The organism is Granulosicoccus sp. 3-233 (genome assembly GCF_052681095.1).
Genome location: NZ_JBQYLE010000001.1, coordinates 809,621 through 828,126, shown reverse-complemented (window position 1 = coordinate 828,126; position 18,506 = coordinate 809,621). Strand labels below are relative to the sequence as shown.

Annotated in this window: 16 protein-coding genes; 8 read left to right on the top strand and 8 right to left on the bottom strand. The window is 58.6% G+C overall.

What is annotated here, in order from left to right; translation table 11 throughout:
* Positions 1-77: 77 nt before the first annotated feature.
* On the bottom strand, positions 78-962 hold the full coding sequence (locus ACUNV4_RS03560; RefSeq protein ID WP_430877119.1) for a LysR family transcriptional regulator: 885 nt from the start codon (positions 960-962) through the stop codon (positions 78-80).
* Between the two features lie 291 nt (positions 963-1,253).
* Between ACUNV4_RS03560 and ACUNV4_RS03555 the strand changes: the two genes are divergently transcribed.
* From ACUNV4_RS03555 to ACUNV4_RS03545, 3 genes are all read left to right on the top strand, one after another.
* The gene (locus tag ACUNV4_RS03555) at positions 1,254-2,102 is read left to right on the top strand and encodes an NAD(P)H-binding protein (RefSeq protein WP_430877118.1); all 849 of its coding nucleotides are present in this window, start codon (positions 1,254-1,256) and stop codon (positions 2,100-2,102) included.
* A gap of 277 nt (positions 2,103-2,379) precedes the next feature.
* On the top strand, positions 2,380-3,102 hold the full coding sequence (locus tag ACUNV4_RS03550; protein ID WP_430877117.1) for an outer membrane protein: 723 nt from the start codon (positions 2,380-2,382) through the stop codon (positions 3,100-3,102).
* Between the two features lie 163 nt (positions 3,103-3,265).
* Positions 3,266-3,757, top strand: coding sequence for a nuclear transport factor 2 family protein (locus ACUNV4_RS03545; protein WP_430877116.1), 492 nt, complete (start codon positions 3,266-3,268; stop codon positions 3,755-3,757).
* A gap of 193 nt (positions 3,758-3,950) precedes the next feature.
* Here ACUNV4_RS03545 and betC read toward each other — a convergent pair whose 3' ends face one another.
* Positions 3,951-5,450, bottom strand: coding sequence for a choline-sulfatase (gene betC, locus ACUNV4_RS03540; RefSeq protein ID WP_430877115.1), 1,500 nt, complete (start codon positions 5,448-5,450; stop codon positions 3,951-3,953).
* A 132-nt stretch (positions 5,451-5,582) separates the two neighbouring features.
* Here betC and ACUNV4_RS03535 point away from each other — a divergent pair, with 132 nt between their 5' ends.
* The 3 genes from ACUNV4_RS03535 to ACUNV4_RS03525 all read left to right on the top strand — a co-directional run bounded on the left by ACUNV4_RS03535 (position 5,583) and on the right by ACUNV4_RS03525 (position 8,301).
* Positions 5,583-6,527 (top strand): LysR family transcriptional regulator, encoded by a 945-nt coding sequence (locus ACUNV4_RS03535; RefSeq protein ID WP_430877114.1) that lies wholly within the window; start codon positions 5,583-5,585, stop codon positions 6,525-6,527.
* A gap of 72 nt (positions 6,528-6,599) precedes the next feature.
* Positions 6,600-7,697: a YHYH protein gene (locus ACUNV4_RS03530; RefSeq protein ID WP_430877113.1), complete on the top strand. Its 1,098-nt coding sequence runs from the start codon at positions 6,600-6,602 to the stop codon at positions 7,695-7,697.
* 223 nt (positions 7,698-7,920) lie between these two features.
* Positions 7,921-8,301 carry a hypothetical protein gene (locus tag ACUNV4_RS03525; RefSeq protein ID WP_430877112.1) on the top strand — a complete coding sequence of 127 codons (381 nt, stop codon included), beginning with the start codon at positions 7,921-7,923 and terminating at the stop codon, positions 8,299-8,301.
* Positions 8,302-8,345: 44 nt separating this feature from the next.
* Here the strand turns inward: ACUNV4_RS03525 and ACUNV4_RS03520 are convergent, their stop codons facing one another.
* The gene (locus ACUNV4_RS03520) at positions 8,346-9,716 is read right to left on the bottom strand and encodes an NAD(P)/FAD-dependent oxidoreductase (RefSeq protein WP_430877111.1); all 1,371 of its coding nucleotides are present in this window, start codon (positions 9,714-9,716) and stop codon (positions 8,346-8,348) included.
* A 136-nt stretch (positions 9,717-9,852) separates the two neighbouring features.
* Between ACUNV4_RS03520 and ACUNV4_RS03515 the strand changes: the two genes are divergently transcribed.
* Entirely contained in the window at positions 9,853-10,560 is a 708-nt protein-coding gene (locus ACUNV4_RS03515; RefSeq protein WP_430877110.1) for a GntR family transcriptional regulator, read from the top strand.
* A 150-nt stretch (positions 10,561-10,710) separates the two neighbouring features.
* Here ACUNV4_RS03515 and ACUNV4_RS03510 read toward each other — a convergent pair whose 3' ends face one another.
* The 5 genes from ACUNV4_RS03510 to ACUNV4_RS03490 all read right to left on the bottom strand — a co-directional run bounded on the left by ACUNV4_RS03510 (position 10,711) and on the right by ACUNV4_RS03490 (position 17,735).
* Positions 10,711-11,097: a DUF3127 domain-containing protein gene (locus tag ACUNV4_RS03510; protein WP_430877109.1), complete on the bottom strand. Its 387-nt coding sequence runs from the start codon at positions 11,095-11,097 to the stop codon at positions 10,711-10,713.
* 47 nt (positions 11,098-11,144) lie between these two features.
* A complete protein-coding gene (gene aroC, locus ACUNV4_RS03505; RefSeq protein WP_430877108.1) occupies positions 11,145-12,257 on the bottom strand; it encodes a chorismate synthase in 1,113 nt (370 codons plus the stop codon).
* 18 nt (positions 12,258-12,275) lie between these two features.
* Complete coding sequence (locus ACUNV4_RS03500) at positions 12,276-14,432, bottom strand: RelA/SpoT family protein (RefSeq protein ID WP_430877107.1); 2,157 nt, start codon at positions 14,430-14,432, stop codon at positions 12,276-12,278.
* Positions 14,433-14,493: 61 nt separating this feature from the next.
* Complete coding sequence (locus ACUNV4_RS03495) at positions 14,494-17,055, bottom strand: ABC transporter permease (RefSeq protein WP_430877106.1); 2,562 nt, start codon at positions 17,053-17,055, stop codon at positions 14,494-14,496.
* Complete coding sequence (locus tag ACUNV4_RS03490) at positions 17,052-17,735, bottom strand: ABC transporter ATP-binding protein (RefSeq protein WP_430877401.1); 684 nt, start codon at positions 17,733-17,735, stop codon at positions 17,052-17,054. The genes ACUNV4_RS03495 and ACUNV4_RS03490 overlap by 4 nt, the downstream gene beginning before the upstream one ends.
* Before the next feature lie 138 nt (positions 17,736-17,873).
* Between ACUNV4_RS03490 and ACUNV4_RS03485 the strand changes: the two genes are divergently transcribed.
* Positions 17,874-18,506, top strand: a complete 633-nt coding sequence (locus ACUNV4_RS03485; RefSeq protein WP_430877105.1) for an arylesterase — start codon at positions 17,874-17,876, stop codon at positions 18,504-18,506.

Below are 18,506 nucleotides of genomic sequence, written 5' to 3'. Positions count from 1 at the left end.
CCGTGTGGCAAATGTATCCGGTATATGGCCGAACTGCACTAAGTGGTGCCTCGCCGGGCTGCTCGTTGCGAAAGCTGTCAGCTGTTCTGCACATCAACCAGGTCTTTCAACAACAGACCGACCAATGCACCACGTCGGCTCGATTCGGGCCAGACTGCATGGATATTGAATGTCGCCAGCGACCACTCCGGCAACACTGCGACCAACCGACCGGCAGCCAGGTCCTCGGCAACTTCACTCAAGGGTAATTTCTGCATGCCCAGACCGGCCAGAACGGCTGAACGCGCACCGCTGATCGAATTGGACAGCACACGCGACCGTTCAGGCTGCACCGTGACCTCCTTGCCTCCTTGCTGCAATACGAACTTTTCCGGCAGCATGTCCAGCACAACGAAATCACAGCGCGCCAGGTCTGTCGGACTCGACAAGGGGTCAATGGATTCCAGATACGAAGGGGCTGCCACCAGCACTCGTTCGAACGTACCGATCTTGCGACTCTTGAGTGTGCTGTCGGCCATGTTTCCCAATCTGATAGCCAGATCAAACCCTTCCGCCACCAGGTTGATCTGCTCATCGCTGCTGCAGAGCGTCACACCAACACCCGGGTAACGACGGGCAAAACACCAGAGTGCGTCCACCTGTGGACTGTTCATCAGAAACGCTGGTGCGCTGACGCGAAGCATCCCGGTGGGGTCGTCACTGATCTCGGCAATGGCGTTGAAGCCCTCCTCCGCCGCTTCGACCATTCGCCTGGCCGCCTGCAACAGCCGCTGCCCTTCGTTCGTCAGGGACAGGGATCGGGTCGAGCGGTGGAACAGGCTCACACCATGGCGCGTTTCCAGCGCCTTCACATGGTGACTGACCACCGAGGTGGATAACCTGAGTGATCGCCCCGCGGCACTGAAACTGCCTGCCTCGGCAACCTTGGCGAATATCGCCAGTGCGCGCAAATCGTCGATCATGAATGTCGGCTTTCGATTTGATGAGAGAGTCATTCAAACCCATAGGACCAAGTCGCACAAGCATTACCGCAATATGATGTGCAGTTCGAACGCAAGGTAACGGTCAATGATCGAATTCAGGGTAAATGGTCGCAATTTCAGCCTCCATGCGAGTCTTACAACTTCGAGCTTGCGGAAAAACCGCAAGAACCTGACGAAGACGATCAGCACCCGTTACGGCTGGCGAGTCGCACCATTCGAAAAATGTTCCCCGGTTTGCCAGACCACCCATCAGCAACTGGACAGCACACCATGACCATTGCAGTCACCTCCGTTTCCGGACAACTGGGAGCCTCCATCTCGCACGCGCTCATTTCCCTGAATTTTGATGAGCGCATCATCGGACTCGCCCGCAGTCCTGGCAAGGTCAGCGACCTGGGTATGGAGATTCGTGCCGGTGACTATACAGATCGCAACCAACTGCAAACATCCCTGCAGGGGGTGGATTCGCTGCTGCTGGTCTCAGGCAATACGTCACCGGAAGCGCGCATCGGGCAACATCGCAATGTCATCGAGGCGGCCAAGGCTGCGGCGGTGAAGAGGATCGTCTACACCAGCATTCAGGGCGCTGAAGAGGGAACTGCATTTTCACCGATCGTGCAAAGCAATCGCCAGACCGAAGCGGATATTCGCGCCAGCGGCCTGGACTGGGTCATCGGTCGAAATGGCATCTATATCGAGCCTGATGTGGAGTATATCGACAGCTATCGAAAGACCGGCGGGATTGCCAATTCGGCAGGCGCAGGCAGGTGTGCGTATACCACTCGCTCCGAGCTGGCCTTCGCCTATGCGCAGCTGTTGACACAAACAAGGCACAGTTTCCAGACATACAATCTGCATGGTGATCTGCTCACACAGTCACAGCTGGTGGAACACATGAACAAGGCCTTTGGGACCGAGTTGCAATATCGCGCCATGTCCCACCAAGCGTTCAAGGCCGATCGCATCGCCGAACTGGGAGAATTCATGGGTACGGTCATCGCCGGAATCTACCAGGGTATTCATGATGGCGCTCTCGACCGCAGCAGCGATTTCGAACAAGCCACGGGGCGCACTCATCTGGGTTGGGACGATTACTTTGCCACATTGAACAAGCAGTGACTCGGAACACCTCCGAATCATATTTCATACACGAACAGGCCAGTCATCATGAGGTTGACACGGGCACTGATTTCACCTTTCGAATTACTGCGATTCTGTTTTCGCCAGTCACGGTCTAATCGAAAGGTCTCGGTCTGTATATCCTGAGAGGCATTCAAGCAGCAGCCGAAGTATTGGCCTGTTCCATTGCAGATCTGATGCATCGCTCACGATCCGCATCGGCAAGTTATACCGGACCGGATCGATTCGGCAAATCACGTAGACAGAGACGAGACCCATGTATTCAAGCAAGCGCAAGCTTCTGTTCGCAGCAATGACCATGGCCCTGAGCCTGACTGGCACAGCACACGCAGAGGGCCTTAATGGCACCGTCGGTATTGGCGCAAGTTTCCAGAACAGCGACGCAGAGCCCTTCGGCAGCAATGTGGCCGCCGATGCCGATTTCCCTGGTGCGTTCGACTCTGGCGATGGCATCGTGGGCGTTCTGGGTGTCGGCCATGATCTGGCTGGCCCTTTCAGAATCGAGGGACGCCTGAGCTTTCATCAGGCAGACTTCAACAGCCGGCGCTACGGCACCGGGGCCAGGAATGGCGCAGAGTATATTCTCGATGGCGACATTGAAAGCACAAGCCTGACCATTGATGGATTCTATGATATCCCGACCAACGGGGCATTCTCACCATATGTGAAAGGCGGCATCGGTGTATCCAGCAACCGTTACTCGGCACGTCTCGGCGGCGCAGGTGTTGCCGAATTCGACGCATTTGACGGTACGTCTGACGGCTACTACGACGCTTATGCAGACCGGGATTCAACCGAATTTGCCTGGAACATCGGGCTGGGCGGCAGCTTCGCACTGAATGATCGCATCACTCTGTTTGGCGAGTATCAATACGCATCATTCGGAGATGGCAGCACCGGACAGGATTACTTTACCGATGGCTTTCGTGTTGACTCAACAGCTCATGAAGTCCTGCTGGGATTGCGCAGCCAATTCTGACGGTGTACTGAACCCCCGGCCTGCCAAGGCAGTTTGGGGCATAGACAACACGACCTCTTCATCACGATGATGAAAACACTCACACTTCCACCATGATTGGCTCGGAAGTATCGACATCTGACACCACCCGGTATTTGCCGGATTCCGATAAAGGGACAATACAATGAATAGAAGAACCTTGCTGGCATCATCACTCGGTGGCTCGCTGGCGCTGCTTCTGAGCGGATTTGCCAGTGCTCAGGATATGGATGACACCAGCCGACAAAGTCTTGATACCGTCATGGCGTTCATGGAAGCCATGGGCGGCGGAGACATGGACAAGATGTCGGCTCTCATGGCGGATGACATGGTGTGGCACAACGAGGGGGACAAGAGCGTTCCCTGGATAGGCCCCTGGAAAGGCAAAGAGCAGATCTTCGAGTTCCTGGGCATCTTCAGCAAGAATTTTCAGACTACCCAGTGGGAAAACACGGATGCATTTGCATCTGCCGATACGGTCGCTGTCTTCGGAAGGATGAATGCCATCATCACTGAATCAGGCGCAGAAACCGGCGAATTCTCGTTCGCCCTGAGAGCGAAGGTCCGGGATGGCCAGGTGATTCTCTGGCATTGGTTTGAAGACAGTTACGCAATCAGCCGGGCGTTTCACCACTGAACCATGCATTGATCCCGCACGCGTGCTGCCTGCCGATCGTCTCCCATCCTGATACGAGACGATCGGCAGGCAAGCCTGTCAGAAACAGAACCGGTACCCTGCCCACCTCCTGTCACACACGAACATTGATCATCACACTCGGTCCGAACAACACCACTGCCCGGACTCAGCATCCGGGCTGTTGTGAGTTCCTTCAATCCCCGCGGGGATAGCGCTGCCTGGTTTCCACCTCGTTCAGGTCCATGTGATTGCGCATGTAGCGATCAGACGCCTTCTGCAGCGGTTGATAGTCCCATGGGTAATAGGCGCCATTACGCAATGCTTCGTAGACAACCCAGCGACGTGCCTGGGAACGTCGCACATCATCATCGAAACGGGCGAGATCCCAGCGGCGGTCGGCCAGACTACTCAATCGCTGCATTGCATCGGCATGCTCAGGGTCCTGAGCCAGATTCACCAGCTCATGCGGATCATAGTCGAGGTCGAAAAGCTGATCCGGATCCAGTGAACAGCGCACATACTTGTATTTCGAGTCTCGCAGAGCCACCACGGGTGCATAGGATGCTTCCGCCGCATACTCGATGGCCACTGGCCCACGCTCGACGTTTCCTTGCGCAACCCCGACAAGGCTGCGACCTTCCGTCCAGGGAGATACGGACTGCATGTCGGCACCGGCCAACTCCGCCAGAGTCGGGCAGACATCAATCGTGGATACCGGGGTATCGATGCGACCTGCCGGAATGCCGGGTGACGCTATCATCAATGGCACGCGGGCCGACCCTTCGAACATGCTCATCTTGAACCACAGGCCTCTTTCACCAAGCATGTCACCATGGTCGGAGACAAACAGGATGGTGGCCTCCTGGCCGGTGGTCTCCAGCACCTCGAGAATCTGCCCGACCTTCTCGTCCAGGTAGCTGATATTGGCGAAATAGGCCTGACGCGAGCGCCGGATATCGCTCTCGCTGATATCGAAACTCCGCCAGTCGTTGGCATCGAATATTCGGCGGGAATGCGCGTCATGCTGCTCATACGGGAACGCGGGGATCTCCGGCAGCAGGTGTTCACAATCGGCATACAGATCCCAGAACTTGCGACGCGCCACATAGGGGTCATGCGGATGAGTGAAGCTGACAGTCAGACACCAGGGACGCTCGTCATGACCACGCGCCAGATCATAGAGCCTGGCGCAGGCATGATAGGCAACCTCATCGTCGTATTCCATCTGATTGGAGATCTCTGCCACCCCTGCCCCGGTGACCGAGCCCAGATTGTGATACCACCAGTCGATACGTTCACCCGGCTTGCGATAATCCGGCGTCCAACCGAAATCCGCCGGGTAGATATCCGTCGTCAGGCGCTCCTCCAGACCGTGCATCTGGTCCGGACCGACAAAATGCATCTTTCCCGACAGGCAGGTGTAATAGCCTGCGGATCGCAGATGATGCGCATAGGTGGGCAGGTCGGACGGAAACTCGGCTGCATTGTCGTAGACGCCGGTCACGGACGGCAACTGGCCTGACATGAAACTGGCTCGCCCCGGCGCGCACAACGGTGACGCCGTATAGCAGTTGGCAAATCGCGCTGATCGCTCGGCCAGGCGTTTCAGATTGGGGGCATGCAACCAGTCCGCCGGACCATCCGGGAACAGCGTGCCATTCAGTTGATCGACCATCAGAACGAGAATATTCATGCCCAGTGCCTGCCCATTAGTGAAATCGAAGTATGCTTCGTCAGCCCTGCTCGGGCCCAGCGCCGAGAAATCGCACTGACGATGCCTCCATCCTGATTGAATCACCTGAACTTTTGTAGTAGCTTCAAAACGATGACAGGCAAAGGAAATTCCTATGGCGCTCTGGCGCGCTCATCCGCCGACCTGTGCGCCTTCATGCTCGTCTGCCAGCATGGCAAACTGTCCCTGGCAGCGCAGGCCATGCAACTGTCGCAACCCAGCCTCAGCCAACGCATCCGAAACCTGGAAACCACCCTTGGCAGACAACTGTTCACAAGGCACTCCTCTGGCGTCGATCTGACGCATGCCGGCAGGGAACTGTTACGTCTGCTGGGTCAGCCACTCGAGCAAGCTGCCACTCGATTCGATCAGTTCCTGACGCATACCGGCACGGAGCGAATCGTCATCTCGGTCGATCATGCCTTTGGATCATTCTGGCTGTTACCCAGGCTTCCCCAGCTGCGCGAAGAGTCCGGAACAACCGACATCTGCATCATCAGCTCCCAGGATCCTCGCAATAGCGCAACTCCGGAGGCGGATATCCGCATTTTCATGGCTCGACCTGCCGAAGTGGCTGCTGAATCTGTCTGCCTGCTGGCAGAGAGGGTCTCTGCTGTCTGCTCCGCCGCCTTTCTGGCAAGCCACCGGGAAATCCGATCAGTCCAAGACCTTTCGAACAACCCTTCCCTGCTACTGCACCTGGCCTCGCCCGCGGGTAATTCATGCTGGATCGATTGGCGACAATGGTTCGAGTCACACGACATCTTCTGCCCTCAGTTGCCTACCGAGACCAGCTTCAACAGCTACGAAATGATCATCAATGCTGCACGCCGAAGTCAGGGCGTGGCACTCGGCTGGCATGGACTGATCGACGACTTGCTGACCGACGGAGAGCTGGTGACCCTGTTTCCCGACAGTGTCAGTACCGATTCAGGCTATTACATGAGCATGATCGAAAGCGATGCATCACCCGGCATACTCGGAATCCGCGACTGGATACTCCAGCAGGCACTCAGCCTGCAATCGAGTAACGCCTGAGGCGAGCGTCTACGATCTGTTTGCACATTTGATCGTCATGCTGCGTAGCCCACCCACACGCAACGCACTCCCATGACACCCACTCCGATACCCGGGGCCGTCTGCCGCCCCCGTAGATTGCTCGCTGTCACGGCACTGAGTATCGCCAGCCTTCTGGCGGCTGCCTGTTCGTCCGATGACGACAGCAACACAGCGGAACAGACGCCAGAGACCGATACTGATACTGATACTGATACCGACACTGCAATCAGCAGTCTTGACCCGGAGAATTTCGTCGCCGGCGCCCTGGCTTCCGAGCCTGTTGTCGTTGACTGCACCCTGAATGACGGCACGACTTCCAGCTGTTACCAGATCGAGATCGCTGGTGTTCCCGCTGACGCAGCTGTCGGCCCATTCTGTCCTCCCAGCATCAACAGCACAGCCGAGGAAGCAGGCATCTGGCAGGATGGCACCGGCATCGTTCACGAAGCCGACGGCAACTTCATTCTCGATCTTCCCAACCTGTACGGCAGTGCGTATCCGGGAAGCGACTGGTTGCTTTACGACAGCGAAACCGGTCTGGTCAACATCACCGACACCCAGGAAGCCTGCGAGGCTGCGGCACGCCCAGACGTCGATCCGGCCTACCAGAATCACTGTGTTGAATGCTCACTGAGTTACGTGGACGGTGGCGTATCGCAGACCTTTCTCATCCCCGTGACACCCGTGCCTGCCGACAGCATCGGTCAAACGGGAACGGCGGTGGGAATCAGTCTGAATGGCGTCGAACTGGCCGCTCCTGCACCGGTCTCCGACATATTGAGCAATTACACCATTGCGGCATTCGATGACTGCGGTGGACATGTCAACCCGGTGGATGGCTACCACTATCATGCCGCTACCGGCTGTACTGAAGCCTCCAGCGGCGGATTTGAAGCAGACGGGCATGCAGCCTTGCTCGGTTATGCCCTGGACGGATATGGCATCCACGGCCAGCTGGATATCGACGGCGCAGAGACCGAAGTGCTGGATGAATGCCGTGGTGCCACCGACGAGATTCGTGGTTATCACTACCATGCTGCCAGCGCCGGAGAGAACATGTTCATCGGCTGCCACCATGGCAAGACGGCGATCTCCGACGATGACATTCCCGGCGGCGGCCCCGGCGGTCCAGGCGGGCCTCCTCAGTAACACGGATCCTCGTACCGCCTGTCGGAGCCGCGGATGTACCGAAAACGGACTGTTATGGTAGTGTCAGCGCTAGTAATGCGACTGCAGACGGGACAGGAAACGGTGCCGTATGACAGGCATGCCGGCCCGATGCAAGCAACCACTCCGCCACCACCCGCTCACGCGATAATCGATTCGAATGACCCACCGTCAGACTGTTGCCCTGCTCATATTGGCTGCCCTCATGGCAGCCATCGCATTCTCTCTGGGGCGCTGGGCAGAGAACCTCAATCCCGATGGCATCATCCCGCATACACCCGTCGTTCAGGATGCCGCAAGCGGTGACACGACTGCAATGGATACGACGGGGGGCACAGCATCGAGCACTGCCTCGGAGGCAGGCAGCGATACCAGCGCAGAATCGGTTACTCCCCGCAATGCCTTTACCTTCGGTGCGTCCATGGGCTTGTTGGCAGCGGGCCTGTTGTACTGCGTGATTGCTGCGGGTCTGCTGTTGCGTCAGCGCGCCAGAGGCCTTCCGGCAAATCGCTTCATCATCGCCGTGGCAGGCCTGGCCGTCACCGGGTTTGCATTATCCTATCTGATCGATGACTATTTCTATTGAGAACTGCGAAGCTGCCCGGCGCTGACCCCGCCCCGGGAAATCGCCTACAGAATCCCCTTGCTGCCGGCGTGAAGCTGCTGCATCAACGCGGCATCGTCCCGCCGAGCCAGCGAAAAGTCGCGCGCATAGGCCGGTCGCTCCGCATCGGCAACCCAGGCGGCGCACAGCTCGCCGGCAGCACAGGCGGACATGGTGCCGAAACCTGACATGGCGCAGTTCATGAACGCACCTTCGGTAGCCATCGGGCCGATCAGAGGCCAGTTTTCATCGGTCATGGTGTACCAACCGCCGTAGTGATGCATGTTGCGTGGCAATTGCCCGTAGTAGGCCTTCAAGGAAGGATTCAGTCGGGCAGCACCATGCAGCACGACTTCGGGAAAATTCTCGTCCAGTGGCAGATCCCGGGATGGCGTGTCAGATTTGTCGTTATAGGCCCAGCCCAGCTTGATCCAGCTGCCGTTATCACCACCGTCAGGCCGGCAGTGAATGGCACCGGGCATGGTCTCCGCCAACCAGGCAAAGTCAGGCTCTTCCAGCAGCAATTCCCGTTCATCGGGTAGCCAGTCGATCTGCTGCTCGTCCAGATCGATGGAAAACGGCATGTCGCGCGGGATGGCCTGCGCTCGATCTTCAAAGGCAATCTTCTGCTGAAACGTGTTGAACACAGGCAGCGACTGACCCAGCATGTCGGCAATCTCCGCAGCGAAGGGGCCCGCTGCATTGACCAGTTTGTCGGCCGTGATCTGCAAGGTTCCTGACGCTTCATCGTTCACTTCCAGCGCGAAGTGAGCGTCGGCTCTGATTGCCTTCACCTCGCCACTGACTCGCCGGGCACCCACCGACTTCAGGTATTCGAGCATCACCATGCCCAATTGCTGACCACTGATATCACCGCCTCTCCGGATATGAATGATGCTCTGGATATCCTCGGCATAGGAAGGGAAAACCGAGCGGATCAGATCCTGGTTGCGCAGGATGTCCACCCCGGTTCGCACGCCTTGCCAGTCGGCATGCAGAGGTCTCTCATACTGGCTTGCCTGAGCATCTTCATGGTAGCGCAGCAGTCTCGAGGCATCGTCGCCGAGACCTTCATGCAACTGCCCGATCAGCTCGCTGATATCGTCATTGCGACTTGCCAGCACGTACCCGCGCCGGTTCATGTTGATGCGATTGTCCGTCTGCCGGGCGATATCTTCCAGCAGGTCGATGGAACGGTTGGTAAACGCCACCATGGAGGGGTGCGGCCACCAGTTGCGATAGTTCTCACCGGACTGTGCCGAGGTGAAGGCCATCGGCTGACCACTGTCGATCAGGGCAATATCATGGATACCATGGTTACGCGCCAGATAGTAGGCACTGGCCAGACCAATGGAACCACAGCCGACAACGGCTACCTTGAAATGCGTCTTCTTCATCGCTGCTCTGTACGGGAATATCGGTTCGCCTGAACCGGATCAGCCCCTTGTGTCGTTTCTCAAGGGTTGATCGCATCTTCTCACAATCGTATACGATTTTTCAATAAAGAATCCTAGATTACAGAAGTGTATAATCATGAGACTTTCACGAGCTTTTTCTGCCATGCCCGGACACTCCAGCAACGACCCCTCAGCTGCGTTCTTCAATGTGTATCAGGCCTTGCGCCGGGATATCCTGGCAGGCAAGCTCGACGGTGGGCAGGCGTTGCGCCAGGACGATATCGCCAGGCAGCACGGTGTCAGCAAGGTACCGGTACGCGAAGCCCTGCGTCGCCTGGAGATGGAGAACCTGGTGGAGTTTCTGCCACGACGTGGGGCGATCGTGCGCTCGGTCAGCGATGACGATCTGCTGGAGATGCTCGATATCCGTATTGCGCTGGAATGCCGGGCCCTGGAACTGGCCATACCCAACATGGCGGATTCCGATTTTCAACTGGCGCAGGAGGTGCTGGATGAGTATCAGGCTTCGCCTGACAAGGCGCTGTGGAGCGAACTCAACAGACGGTTCCATGGTTGCATTCTGGAACCTTGTGGCAATCGGCAATTGCTGTCACTGATCAATGACTTCGAACAGCGGGTCGGCCCCCTGGTGCGATTGCGGGTGACCGAGGCAACCGGCCTCGAGAGACCGATGAAAGAACACAGGCAGATTCTGCAATCGTGCCGGGAGGGAGCAGTGAATGCTGCCGTCGATGCCCTGCGCGCCCATATCGAGACGACCAAACGGGAAGTCGCGGCGTCCCTGCGACGCCGCAACCTGCGTGGGATCGAATCCACCGGATAAGAAGGCAGCCCGAACACACGAGACGCGGTCACGGCACCTTCGAGACCTTCGAGACCTTCGAGACCTTCGAGACCTTCGAGACCTTCGAGACCTTCGAGACCTTCGAGACCTTCGAGACTCAGCCTGAGAGGATCAGGATTTTCTCGGGTTCTAGAACGGAATATCGTCGTCGAACCCACCACCATCAGCAGTAGTAGTAGTTTCACTTCTGGTGCTGGGCTTTTTCTGTTCGCTGGCACTGCCTCCATTCCCGCCCTGCCCGCCACCTTCGCCGGCACGGTTGATACGCCAGGCCTGCAGATTGGTGAAGTACTTGCCGTTCCACTCTCGACCACGCAGATCGAATTCCACTTCGATACGGTCGCCTTCGGAATAGTCGTCGACCAGGGCGCATTTATCCTGCACCAGCTGGAATTTCACCATTTGCGGATACTGACCATCTTCTACCTCGATGACGAACTCGCGCGCCTGAAATGAGGCACTCTTCTGCTCGGTATCGAAAATCTTTTCCAACTTGCCTTCGGCTTTGTAGCCCATGGATTACTGCTCGCTTGATTCGTGTATGAAGGTTCCTGCCGGCAGCGTCAGCTGCGGGCAGCGGGTATGACGGGTGTGCCGCGTTTGACATCGGCATTCTGCGCTCGGTGACGCAAGGCATGGTCGGCCAGTACCAGCGCCAGCATGGCCTCGGCGATGGGGGTGGCGCGGATGCCGACACAGGGATCGTGTCTGCCCGTAGTGATCACTTCGATATCATTGCCGTGAATGTCCACACTGCGACCGGGCAGACGCAGGCTGGAAGTCGGCTTCAGAGCCAGCGCCGCGGTAATGCTCTGACCCGAGGAAATGCCACCCAGTACACCACCGGCTTCATTCGACAGAAAGCCCTGACTGGTGATTTCATCTCGATGTTCGGTGCCACGCTGCGCAACGGCGGCAAAACCTGCGCCGATTTCCACGCCCTTCACGGCATTGATACTCATCAGGCCATGGGCAATATCGGCATCCAGTCGATCGAACACCGGCTCTCCCCAGCCTACCGGCACATTGTCAGCCTGCACATTGACCTTGGCACCGATGGAGTCGCCTTCCTTGCTCAGCTTCTGCATATAGGCTTCCAGCTCGGGCACCTGCGCCGCATTGGGCCAGAAGAACGGGTTGTTACCCACTTCTTCCCAGTCGAAGCCGGAACGATCCAGCTCGATGGGACCCAGCTGCGACAGATAGCCGCGGATCTTCACGCCACCCATGGACGGCTGTGCCAGCACAATCTTGGCTACCGAACCGGCTGCCACACGCATGGCGGTTTCTCGCGCCGAGGAGCGCCCGCCGCCGCGATAATCACGAAAACCGTATTTCTGTTGATAGGTGTAGTCGGCATGTGCCGGCCGGAACTGCTCCTTGATCTTGTCGTAATCGCGTGAACGCTGATCGGTGTTGCGGATCAGCAGACCGATGGGTGTACCGGTGGTCTTGCCTTCGAACACCCCTGACAGGATCTCCACCTCATCGGCCTCACGCCGCTGGGTGGTATAACGGCTGGTGCCCGGCTTGCGCCGGTCCAGATCCCGTTGCAGATCACTGCTGGAGAGCGGCAAACCCGGAGGGCAGCCGTCCACGATACAACCCAATGCGGGGCCATGACTCTCACCAAAGGTTGAGACGGTGAAGAGCTTGCCAAAAGTATTACCTGCCATGAGCGAGAGTATACCGCGCTAACTGACTCGCTCAACGTCCTGGACGTTCCGGAGCTGCCGAATCTTGTCCATGATGGTGGCCAGTTCCGAGGTATTGGCAATGTGCACGCCGATTTTCATGTCAGCGGTCTGCGAAGTCTGGTCACTGAGGGTATTGACCGAGACGACATCGACGTTCAGCGCCGACAGGACGGTCGATACATCGCGCAGCAAGCCGTGGCGGTCGTAGGCCATGATGTGGATTTCCACATGATACCGGCTGCTGTCATCATCGCCCCAGTCCACATCGATCAGGCGCTCACGTTCCGATTCGCGCAGGTTGAGGATATTGGCGCAATCGGCGCGGTGAATCGTGACACCCTTGCCACGGGTGATGAATCCGATGATGCTGTCCGGTGGCACGGGCTGGCAGCACGGTGCAATCTGCGTCAGTAGGTTACCCACACCGCGCACGTGAATCGCACCGGAGGCCGGATCAAGGGGTTTGGCCTGACGATTGACCGGCTCCAGAGCGCGCACCACCGGCACGGCCAGATGATCGATGGCCCCGACAATCTGGGCCACCGTGACATCATTGCGACCGATGGCCACGAACAGATCGTTCGGTTTGTCGAACTTGAGCCGCTTGACCAGCGTATCGATGGACAGTGAGCTGGCCTTGTAACGCTTCAGCTCTCGATCGAGAATGGTACGCCCTTCCGCCAGCTGCTGATCGTGGTCCTGCTGATTGAACCAGGCGCGCACCTTGCTGCGGGCACGGCTGCTGTTGATGTAGCCCAGCGAACGGTTCAGCCAGTCACGGCTGGGAGCTGCCTCCCGGGTGGTCAGGACTTCCACCTGATCGCCGTTTTCCAGCGCATAGGTCAGTGGCACGATCCGACCATTGACCTTGGCACCGCGGCAGCGATGCCCGATCTCGGAGTGAATGTGATACGCAAAATCCAGCGGGGTCGCCCCACGACTCAGATCGATGACTTCCCCCTTGGGTGTGAACACATAGACGCGCTGCGAATCCATCTGCTGCGAGAATCCCTCGACCAGAAATTCGTCTTCGCTGTCATCGAGCAACTGGCGCAGTGCATTGATGCCTTTCTGCAGATTGAGATCGACCGGCGCGCCTTCCTTGTAGGCCCAGTGCGCCGCGACCCCGTTCTCGGCGTCATCATCCATGGCACGCGTCCGTATCTGTATCTCGACCGGTTTGCCACGTGGGCCGATGACGGCAGTATGCAGCGAACGATAGCCATTGCCCTTCGGGTTGGCGATGTAGTCGTCAAACTCTCGACTGATCGGCTGCCAGATGCTGTGAGCCACACCCAGTACGCTGTAGCACTGCTGCACATCGTCAACCAGTACCCGGACTGCGCGCACATCGAACAGATCGGAAAAACCGATGTGCTTGTCGCGCATCTTCTTCCAGATGCTGTAGATGTGCTTGGGGCGGCCGAACACCGATGCCCCCTTGATGCCATGCGTCTCGACACGGTGCGACAGATCGGCCACGAACTCCTTGATGTAGGTTTCACGGGCCGCGCGGTTTTCCTCCAGAGCCTTGGCAATGCGCTTGTAGGCTTCGGGCTCGACAATGCGAAACGCCACATCTTCCAGCTCCCACTTCAATTGTCCCAGACCCAGACGATTGGCCAGCGGGGTGTAGATGGACAGTGTTTCCTGAGCCACCTGATAACTCATGTCCGGCTGTCCGGACTTGACCAGCAGATACAGGCGCTGCGTGCGATAGGCAAGCTTGACGAGAACGACCCGCACGTCGGCCACCATGGTCAGCACCATGCGCCGCAATGTCTCGGCCTGATCGCCCGAGCCGAAGACGTCGTTGATGGTCAGCTCGTTCAGCCAGCGTACGCTGTCGGTCAGCTGCGCAATCTCCTGTCCGTAATGCTCACGGATGAAGTCGATCGAATAATGCTCGGCGGAGACATCCGTGCCGAACAAGGCCGCCACCAGAATGGGTGTGTCGGCTCGCATGTGCTTGAGCTGGGCAGCCACGTGAATCGGCTGCGGATAATTGGTTCTGAACTCCCGTACCGCCCAGCAATGGTCGATGGCCCGCTTGATGACCAGGGCCTGATTGCGCGTGCAGTTCTCGGTCAGGTAGTCCTTGGTGGACTCCAGTGTTGCAAACGCGGCCTCGTCCGCCGTGAAGGCATGCTTCATGTCCAGTTACCTCGACGTACCTCAGAGAGGCCGGCCATTGGCTCAGCCTCTGCAACCGCCGTCAGTTGGTATGGCGTAGTGCCACGATCGGCGGAGTATGCATCACCCGTCGCGTAGCCAGATAACCGGCAGTGGCTATACCGATCGCGCCGCCAGATATTCCGATAATCCATAACCAGACGTTCAGTTGAAACGGAAGTTCGAACACAAACCGACTCAGAGACCATGCGATGAGGGTCGCGAAAAACGCTGCCAGCAAGCCCGCAATGGCACCCAGAATGGCAAATTCCGCGATCACGGCCTCACGCAACTGCCGATGCGAAGCCCCCAGAGCACGCAGCAGAGCGGACTCTCGGATTCGCTCCCCCTGACTGCTTTGCACGGCTGCCAGCAACACGCAGAATCCGGCCAGTAATGTGAACAGGAAGACATATTCTACCGCTAAAGAGGCCCGATCCATCAAAGACTTGACTCGCGTGATGATTGCACCAACATCGAGCGTGGCAATCCCCGGAAACTGGCGTACCCAGTCTGTCGTGGTGGAGACGAAATCGCCGTCGATATGGAAGCTGGTGACATACGTAGCTGGCATTCCCTTCAGCATTGCGGGGGATGCCACGGCGAAGAAATTCACCTGGAACGATTCCCAATCGACCTCACGCCAGTTGGCGATGCTCGCTGTTGTCTCGACACCTGCACTCTTGAAGGTCAGGGTATCGCCAATGGCATAACCGCGTTCCTCGGCCCATTCCTGCTCTATCGACAGCAAGGGAGGCGCACTGCCATCAGTCGCCCACCACTCTCCGGCAACCACCTTGTTCTCCTCCGGCAAGGTGTCGGACCAGGACAGATTGTACTCGCGACGGGCACGACGCTCGTCACGCTCATCGGAGTCCTCGTCGAGCACCGGCTCACCGTTATGGGCTACCAGGCGAGCCCGTACCATCGGATGAATACCCGTGGTCTCGATGCCCTTGGAGGCAAGCTCCGCTGCCAGCCCGTCCACCTGATCGGCCTGGATGTTGAGAACGAAGACATTCGGTGCATTGGCCGGCAGATCCTGCTCCCAGGCGGACAGCAGATCGACTCGCACGATGGCGATCAGCAGCAAGGCCATGATCCCCATGGCAAAGGCCGCCAGCTGCACGATGCTGCTGGCCGAGCGGCGTTGCAGACCGGCCGTGCTCAGGCGGAACCGGGGTCCGGCCAGCGCGCGCACCGAGCGGATGATGAAGCGCCCGGCAAAGGCGAACAGGCACAGCATGGCGACCACACCGAGAACCACGATGGCACTGAGCAGAAAATCACGGGACAACAGCAGCACCACCAGAAACGTGGCAAGCAGCCCCAGCAGACCGGTCACGATCGCACTGGCATCCATACCGCTGTAATCGCGCTGCAGCACCCGCATGACATTGACCCGCCCCGCCTGGATGATCGGCAACAGGCCGAAGCCTGCCAGGGCGATGAACGCTGTCAGCGTGCCGATGAGCGGTGGCATGAACCCCGGTGCCGGCAGGTTCAGGCCGAACCAGCCCTGCAGCAGATTGGCAAGTATCAACTGGGCAAACCAGCCAACCGTGATACCAAGGGCAGATGCCACCAGCGCGATCAGCATCAGTCGCGTGCACAGCCAGACAATGACCTCGCCACGAGTGGCACCGAGGGTGCGCATGACGGCGCTGGCGTCAGCCTGACGCAGCGCGAAGTGACGCACGGCCAGGGCAATGGCGGCACCGGCCAGCAAGACGGTTACCACCGATGCCAGACCGAGGAAGCGCTGGGCACGATCCAGTGCGCGTTTCATCTGCGGGCTGCCATCGCGCACGCCCTGTACCCGCACGTCTGTCTTGTAATCGCTGTCCAGCAGGTCGCGGGCAGATTCCAGCGCAGCCGGCTCACCCGCCATGAGCAGGGTATATCGGGCACGACTGCCTTCGACCAGCAGACCGGCCGATTCCAGATCCTGCAGATTGATCATGACCCGCGGGGCAAATTCGAAGGCGTTCTCGCCACGATCGGGCTCATACAGAATGATCCTGTCCACCGTGAACTCGGCCGTGCCCAGCGTCAGGCTGTCACCGGGCACCAATGCCAGTGCGGCCCGCAGCTGGCTATCTACCCAGACGGTTCCCCGTGCGGGAACGCCCTGCCCGTCCGTCAACACCGTGGCAGGGTCGGCAATGTCGGCCAGTTGCAGGCTGCCACGAAGTGGGTAGCCGTCGGAGACCGCTTTCATGGCGACCAGCTGAGATTCGTTACGCTCGTTGATCACCACACTGGGAAAACGCACATGACGTGCTGTCTGCAGATCAGTCTGCGCGATATCGGCCAGCAGTTGCTCAGGCAGGGCAAACCCCGAGGTGGCGATCAGATCCGCTGCCAGTACATCGCTGGCCTGTCGCTCGACGGCGCGTCCGATGCGGTCCGTGAAAAATCCGACGGCAGTCACCGAGGCAACGGCGACCAGTAGCGCCAGTGCCAGCACACGCAGTTCTCCTGCGCGCAGATCACGCCCCAGAGAGCGCAACGCGAAGCGAATCTGCCGCCACCAACCCGAGACAGGCCTGTGCGGGCGTGGCGCAGCACTGCCTGCTGCGTGTACCGAGCTTGCCGTGGTCACAGAGCTTCCAGCCTGCCGTTCCCCATACGCAGGATACGGTCGCAACGCGCTGCCAGATTGTCGTCATGCGTGACCAGAACCATGGCCGCTCCCTGCTGCCGAGTCATGGAGAACATCAGTTCGATGATCTTCCCGCCCGTCTCACTGTCCAGATTACCCGTGGGTTCATCCGCAAACAATAGTGTTGGCTCGGAGACAAAGGCTCGAGCCAGGGCAACACGCTGCTGCTCACCGCCCGACAGTTGCAGGGGTTGGTGACCGGAACGATGCTGCAGCCCGACCTTTTCAAGCATGGCGCGAGCACGGTCCACCGCGTCAGTGTCCCCAGTCAGTTCCAGCGGCAGCATGACATTCTCCAGCGCAGTGAGCCCCGGCAGCAACTGAAAGCTCTGAAACACGAAACCGACCTGGCCGGCCCGCAGTCGTGCACGGGCATCTTCATCCATGGAAGACAAGGGCTGATGCAGCAGTTCGACCTGACCTTCGGACGGAGTATCGAGCCCGGCCAGTATGCCCAGCAAGGTGGACTTGCCCGAACCCGACGGCCCGACAATGGCAATCGCTTCACCTGCATGTACTTCGATATCCAGCTGGTGCAGGATAGTCAGCTCACCTTCCGGTCCACTGACACGCTTGGCGATCTGATGTCCATGGAGTACGGCTTCCGAGGAAGCAGACACGGAACTACTGGCACCTGCGGCACTATTGCTGCCTGCGGGAGTCGGATTGTTCATGCGCTCTCACGATGGGTTTGCCAGCGTGACTTCATGCCGGCGTTGAAACGCGGATAATGGGGATACATTCAGGATGCACAAGTCATGAAACTCTTTGCACTGCTTCGAACATTTTTACTGCTGATGGTTCTGCTGGCGTCGTTTGCTGCACGCGCCGACAGCTATACCGTACTGGTCATGGGCGACAGCATCAGCGCTGCCTATGGTCTGGATGAGGAGGACGGCTGGGTAAGTCTGGCTGAGAAGGCCCTGCAGGAAGAGGGCAGCGATGTGCAGGTGATCAATGCCAGCATCACCGGTGACACGACCGCCGGGGGTCTGCGTCGCCTGCCCGATGCCATCGAGCGATTCGAACCCGACCTGCTGGTGATAGAACTGGGCGGCAATGACGGCTTGCGTGGCTACCAACCCGCTGCCATGCAGCAGAATCTGGAGGACATGGCAGACATCGCACACAATGCCGGTACCGATGTACTGATAGCGGGCATGATGATACCCAGCAACTACGGTCCGGACTATCGCAAGATGTTCGCCGAGGCCTTCGTGAACGCTGCTCGGAACTCCGGCAGCACGCTTCTGCCCTTTCTGTTGGAACCTATTGCCACGGAACGGAACTACTTCCAGGCCGATGGTATTCACCCGACGGCCGATGCGCAGCCGCTCATCATGGAACATGCCCTTCCTCTCATCAGAGAGTTTGTCACCGGAGACAGCTGA

Bases quoted from the DNA above. Each gene is read 5' to 3' on its own strand.
- ACUNV4_RS03550 (WP_430877117.1), top strand. From the start codon at position 2,380: ATGTATTCAAGCAAGCGCAAGCTTCTGTTCGCAGCAATGACCATGGCC.
- ACUNV4_RS03510 (WP_430877109.1), bottom strand. From the start codon at position 11,097: ATGGGCTACAAAGCCGAAGGCAAGTTGGAAAAGATTTTCGATACCGAG.
- ACUNV4_RS03525 (WP_430877112.1), top strand. From the start codon at position 7,921: ATGGCAGCCATCGCATTCTCTCTGGGGCGCTGGGCAGAGAACCTCAAT.
- ACUNV4_RS03560 (WP_430877119.1), bottom strand. From the start codon at position 962: ATGATCGACGATTTGCGCGCACTGGCGATATTCGCCAAGGTTGCCGAG.
- ACUNV4_RS03530 (WP_430877113.1), top strand. From the start codon at position 6,600: ATGACACCCACTCCGATACCCGGGGCCGTCTGCCGCCCCCGTAGATTG.
- ACUNV4_RS03500 (WP_430877107.1), bottom strand. From the start codon at position 14,432: ATGAAGCATGCCTTCACGGCGGACGAGGCCGCGTTTGCAACACTGGAG.
- ACUNV4_RS03545 (WP_430877116.1), top strand. From the start codon at position 3,266: ATGAATAGAAGAACCTTGCTGGCATCATCACTCGGTGGCTCGCTGGCG.
- betC (WP_430877115.1), bottom strand. From the start codon at position 5,450: ATGAATATTCTCGTTCTGATGGTCGATCAACTGAATGGCACGCTGTTC.
- aroC (WP_430877108.1), bottom strand. From the start codon at position 12,257: ATGGCAGGTAATACTTTTGGCAAGCTCTTCACCGTCTCAACCTTTGGT.
- ACUNV4_RS03515 (WP_430877110.1), top strand. From the start codon at position 9,853: ATGAGACTTTCACGAGCTTTTTCTGCCATGCCCGGACACTCCAGCAAC.
- ACUNV4_RS03485 (WP_430877105.1), top strand. From the start codon at position 17,874: ATGAAACTCTTTGCACTGCTTCGAACATTTTTACTGCTGATGGTTCTG.
- ACUNV4_RS03520 (WP_430877111.1), bottom strand. From the start codon at position 9,716: ATGAAGAAGACGCATTTCAAGGTAGCCGTTGTCGGCTGTGGTTCCATT.
- ACUNV4_RS03535 (WP_430877114.1), top strand. From the start codon at position 5,583: ATGACAGGCAAAGGAAATTCCTATGGCGCTCTGGCGCGCTCATCCGCC.
- ACUNV4_RS03555 (WP_430877118.1), top strand. From the start codon at position 1,254: ATGACCATTGCAGTCACCTCCGTTTCCGGACAACTGGGAGCCTCCATC.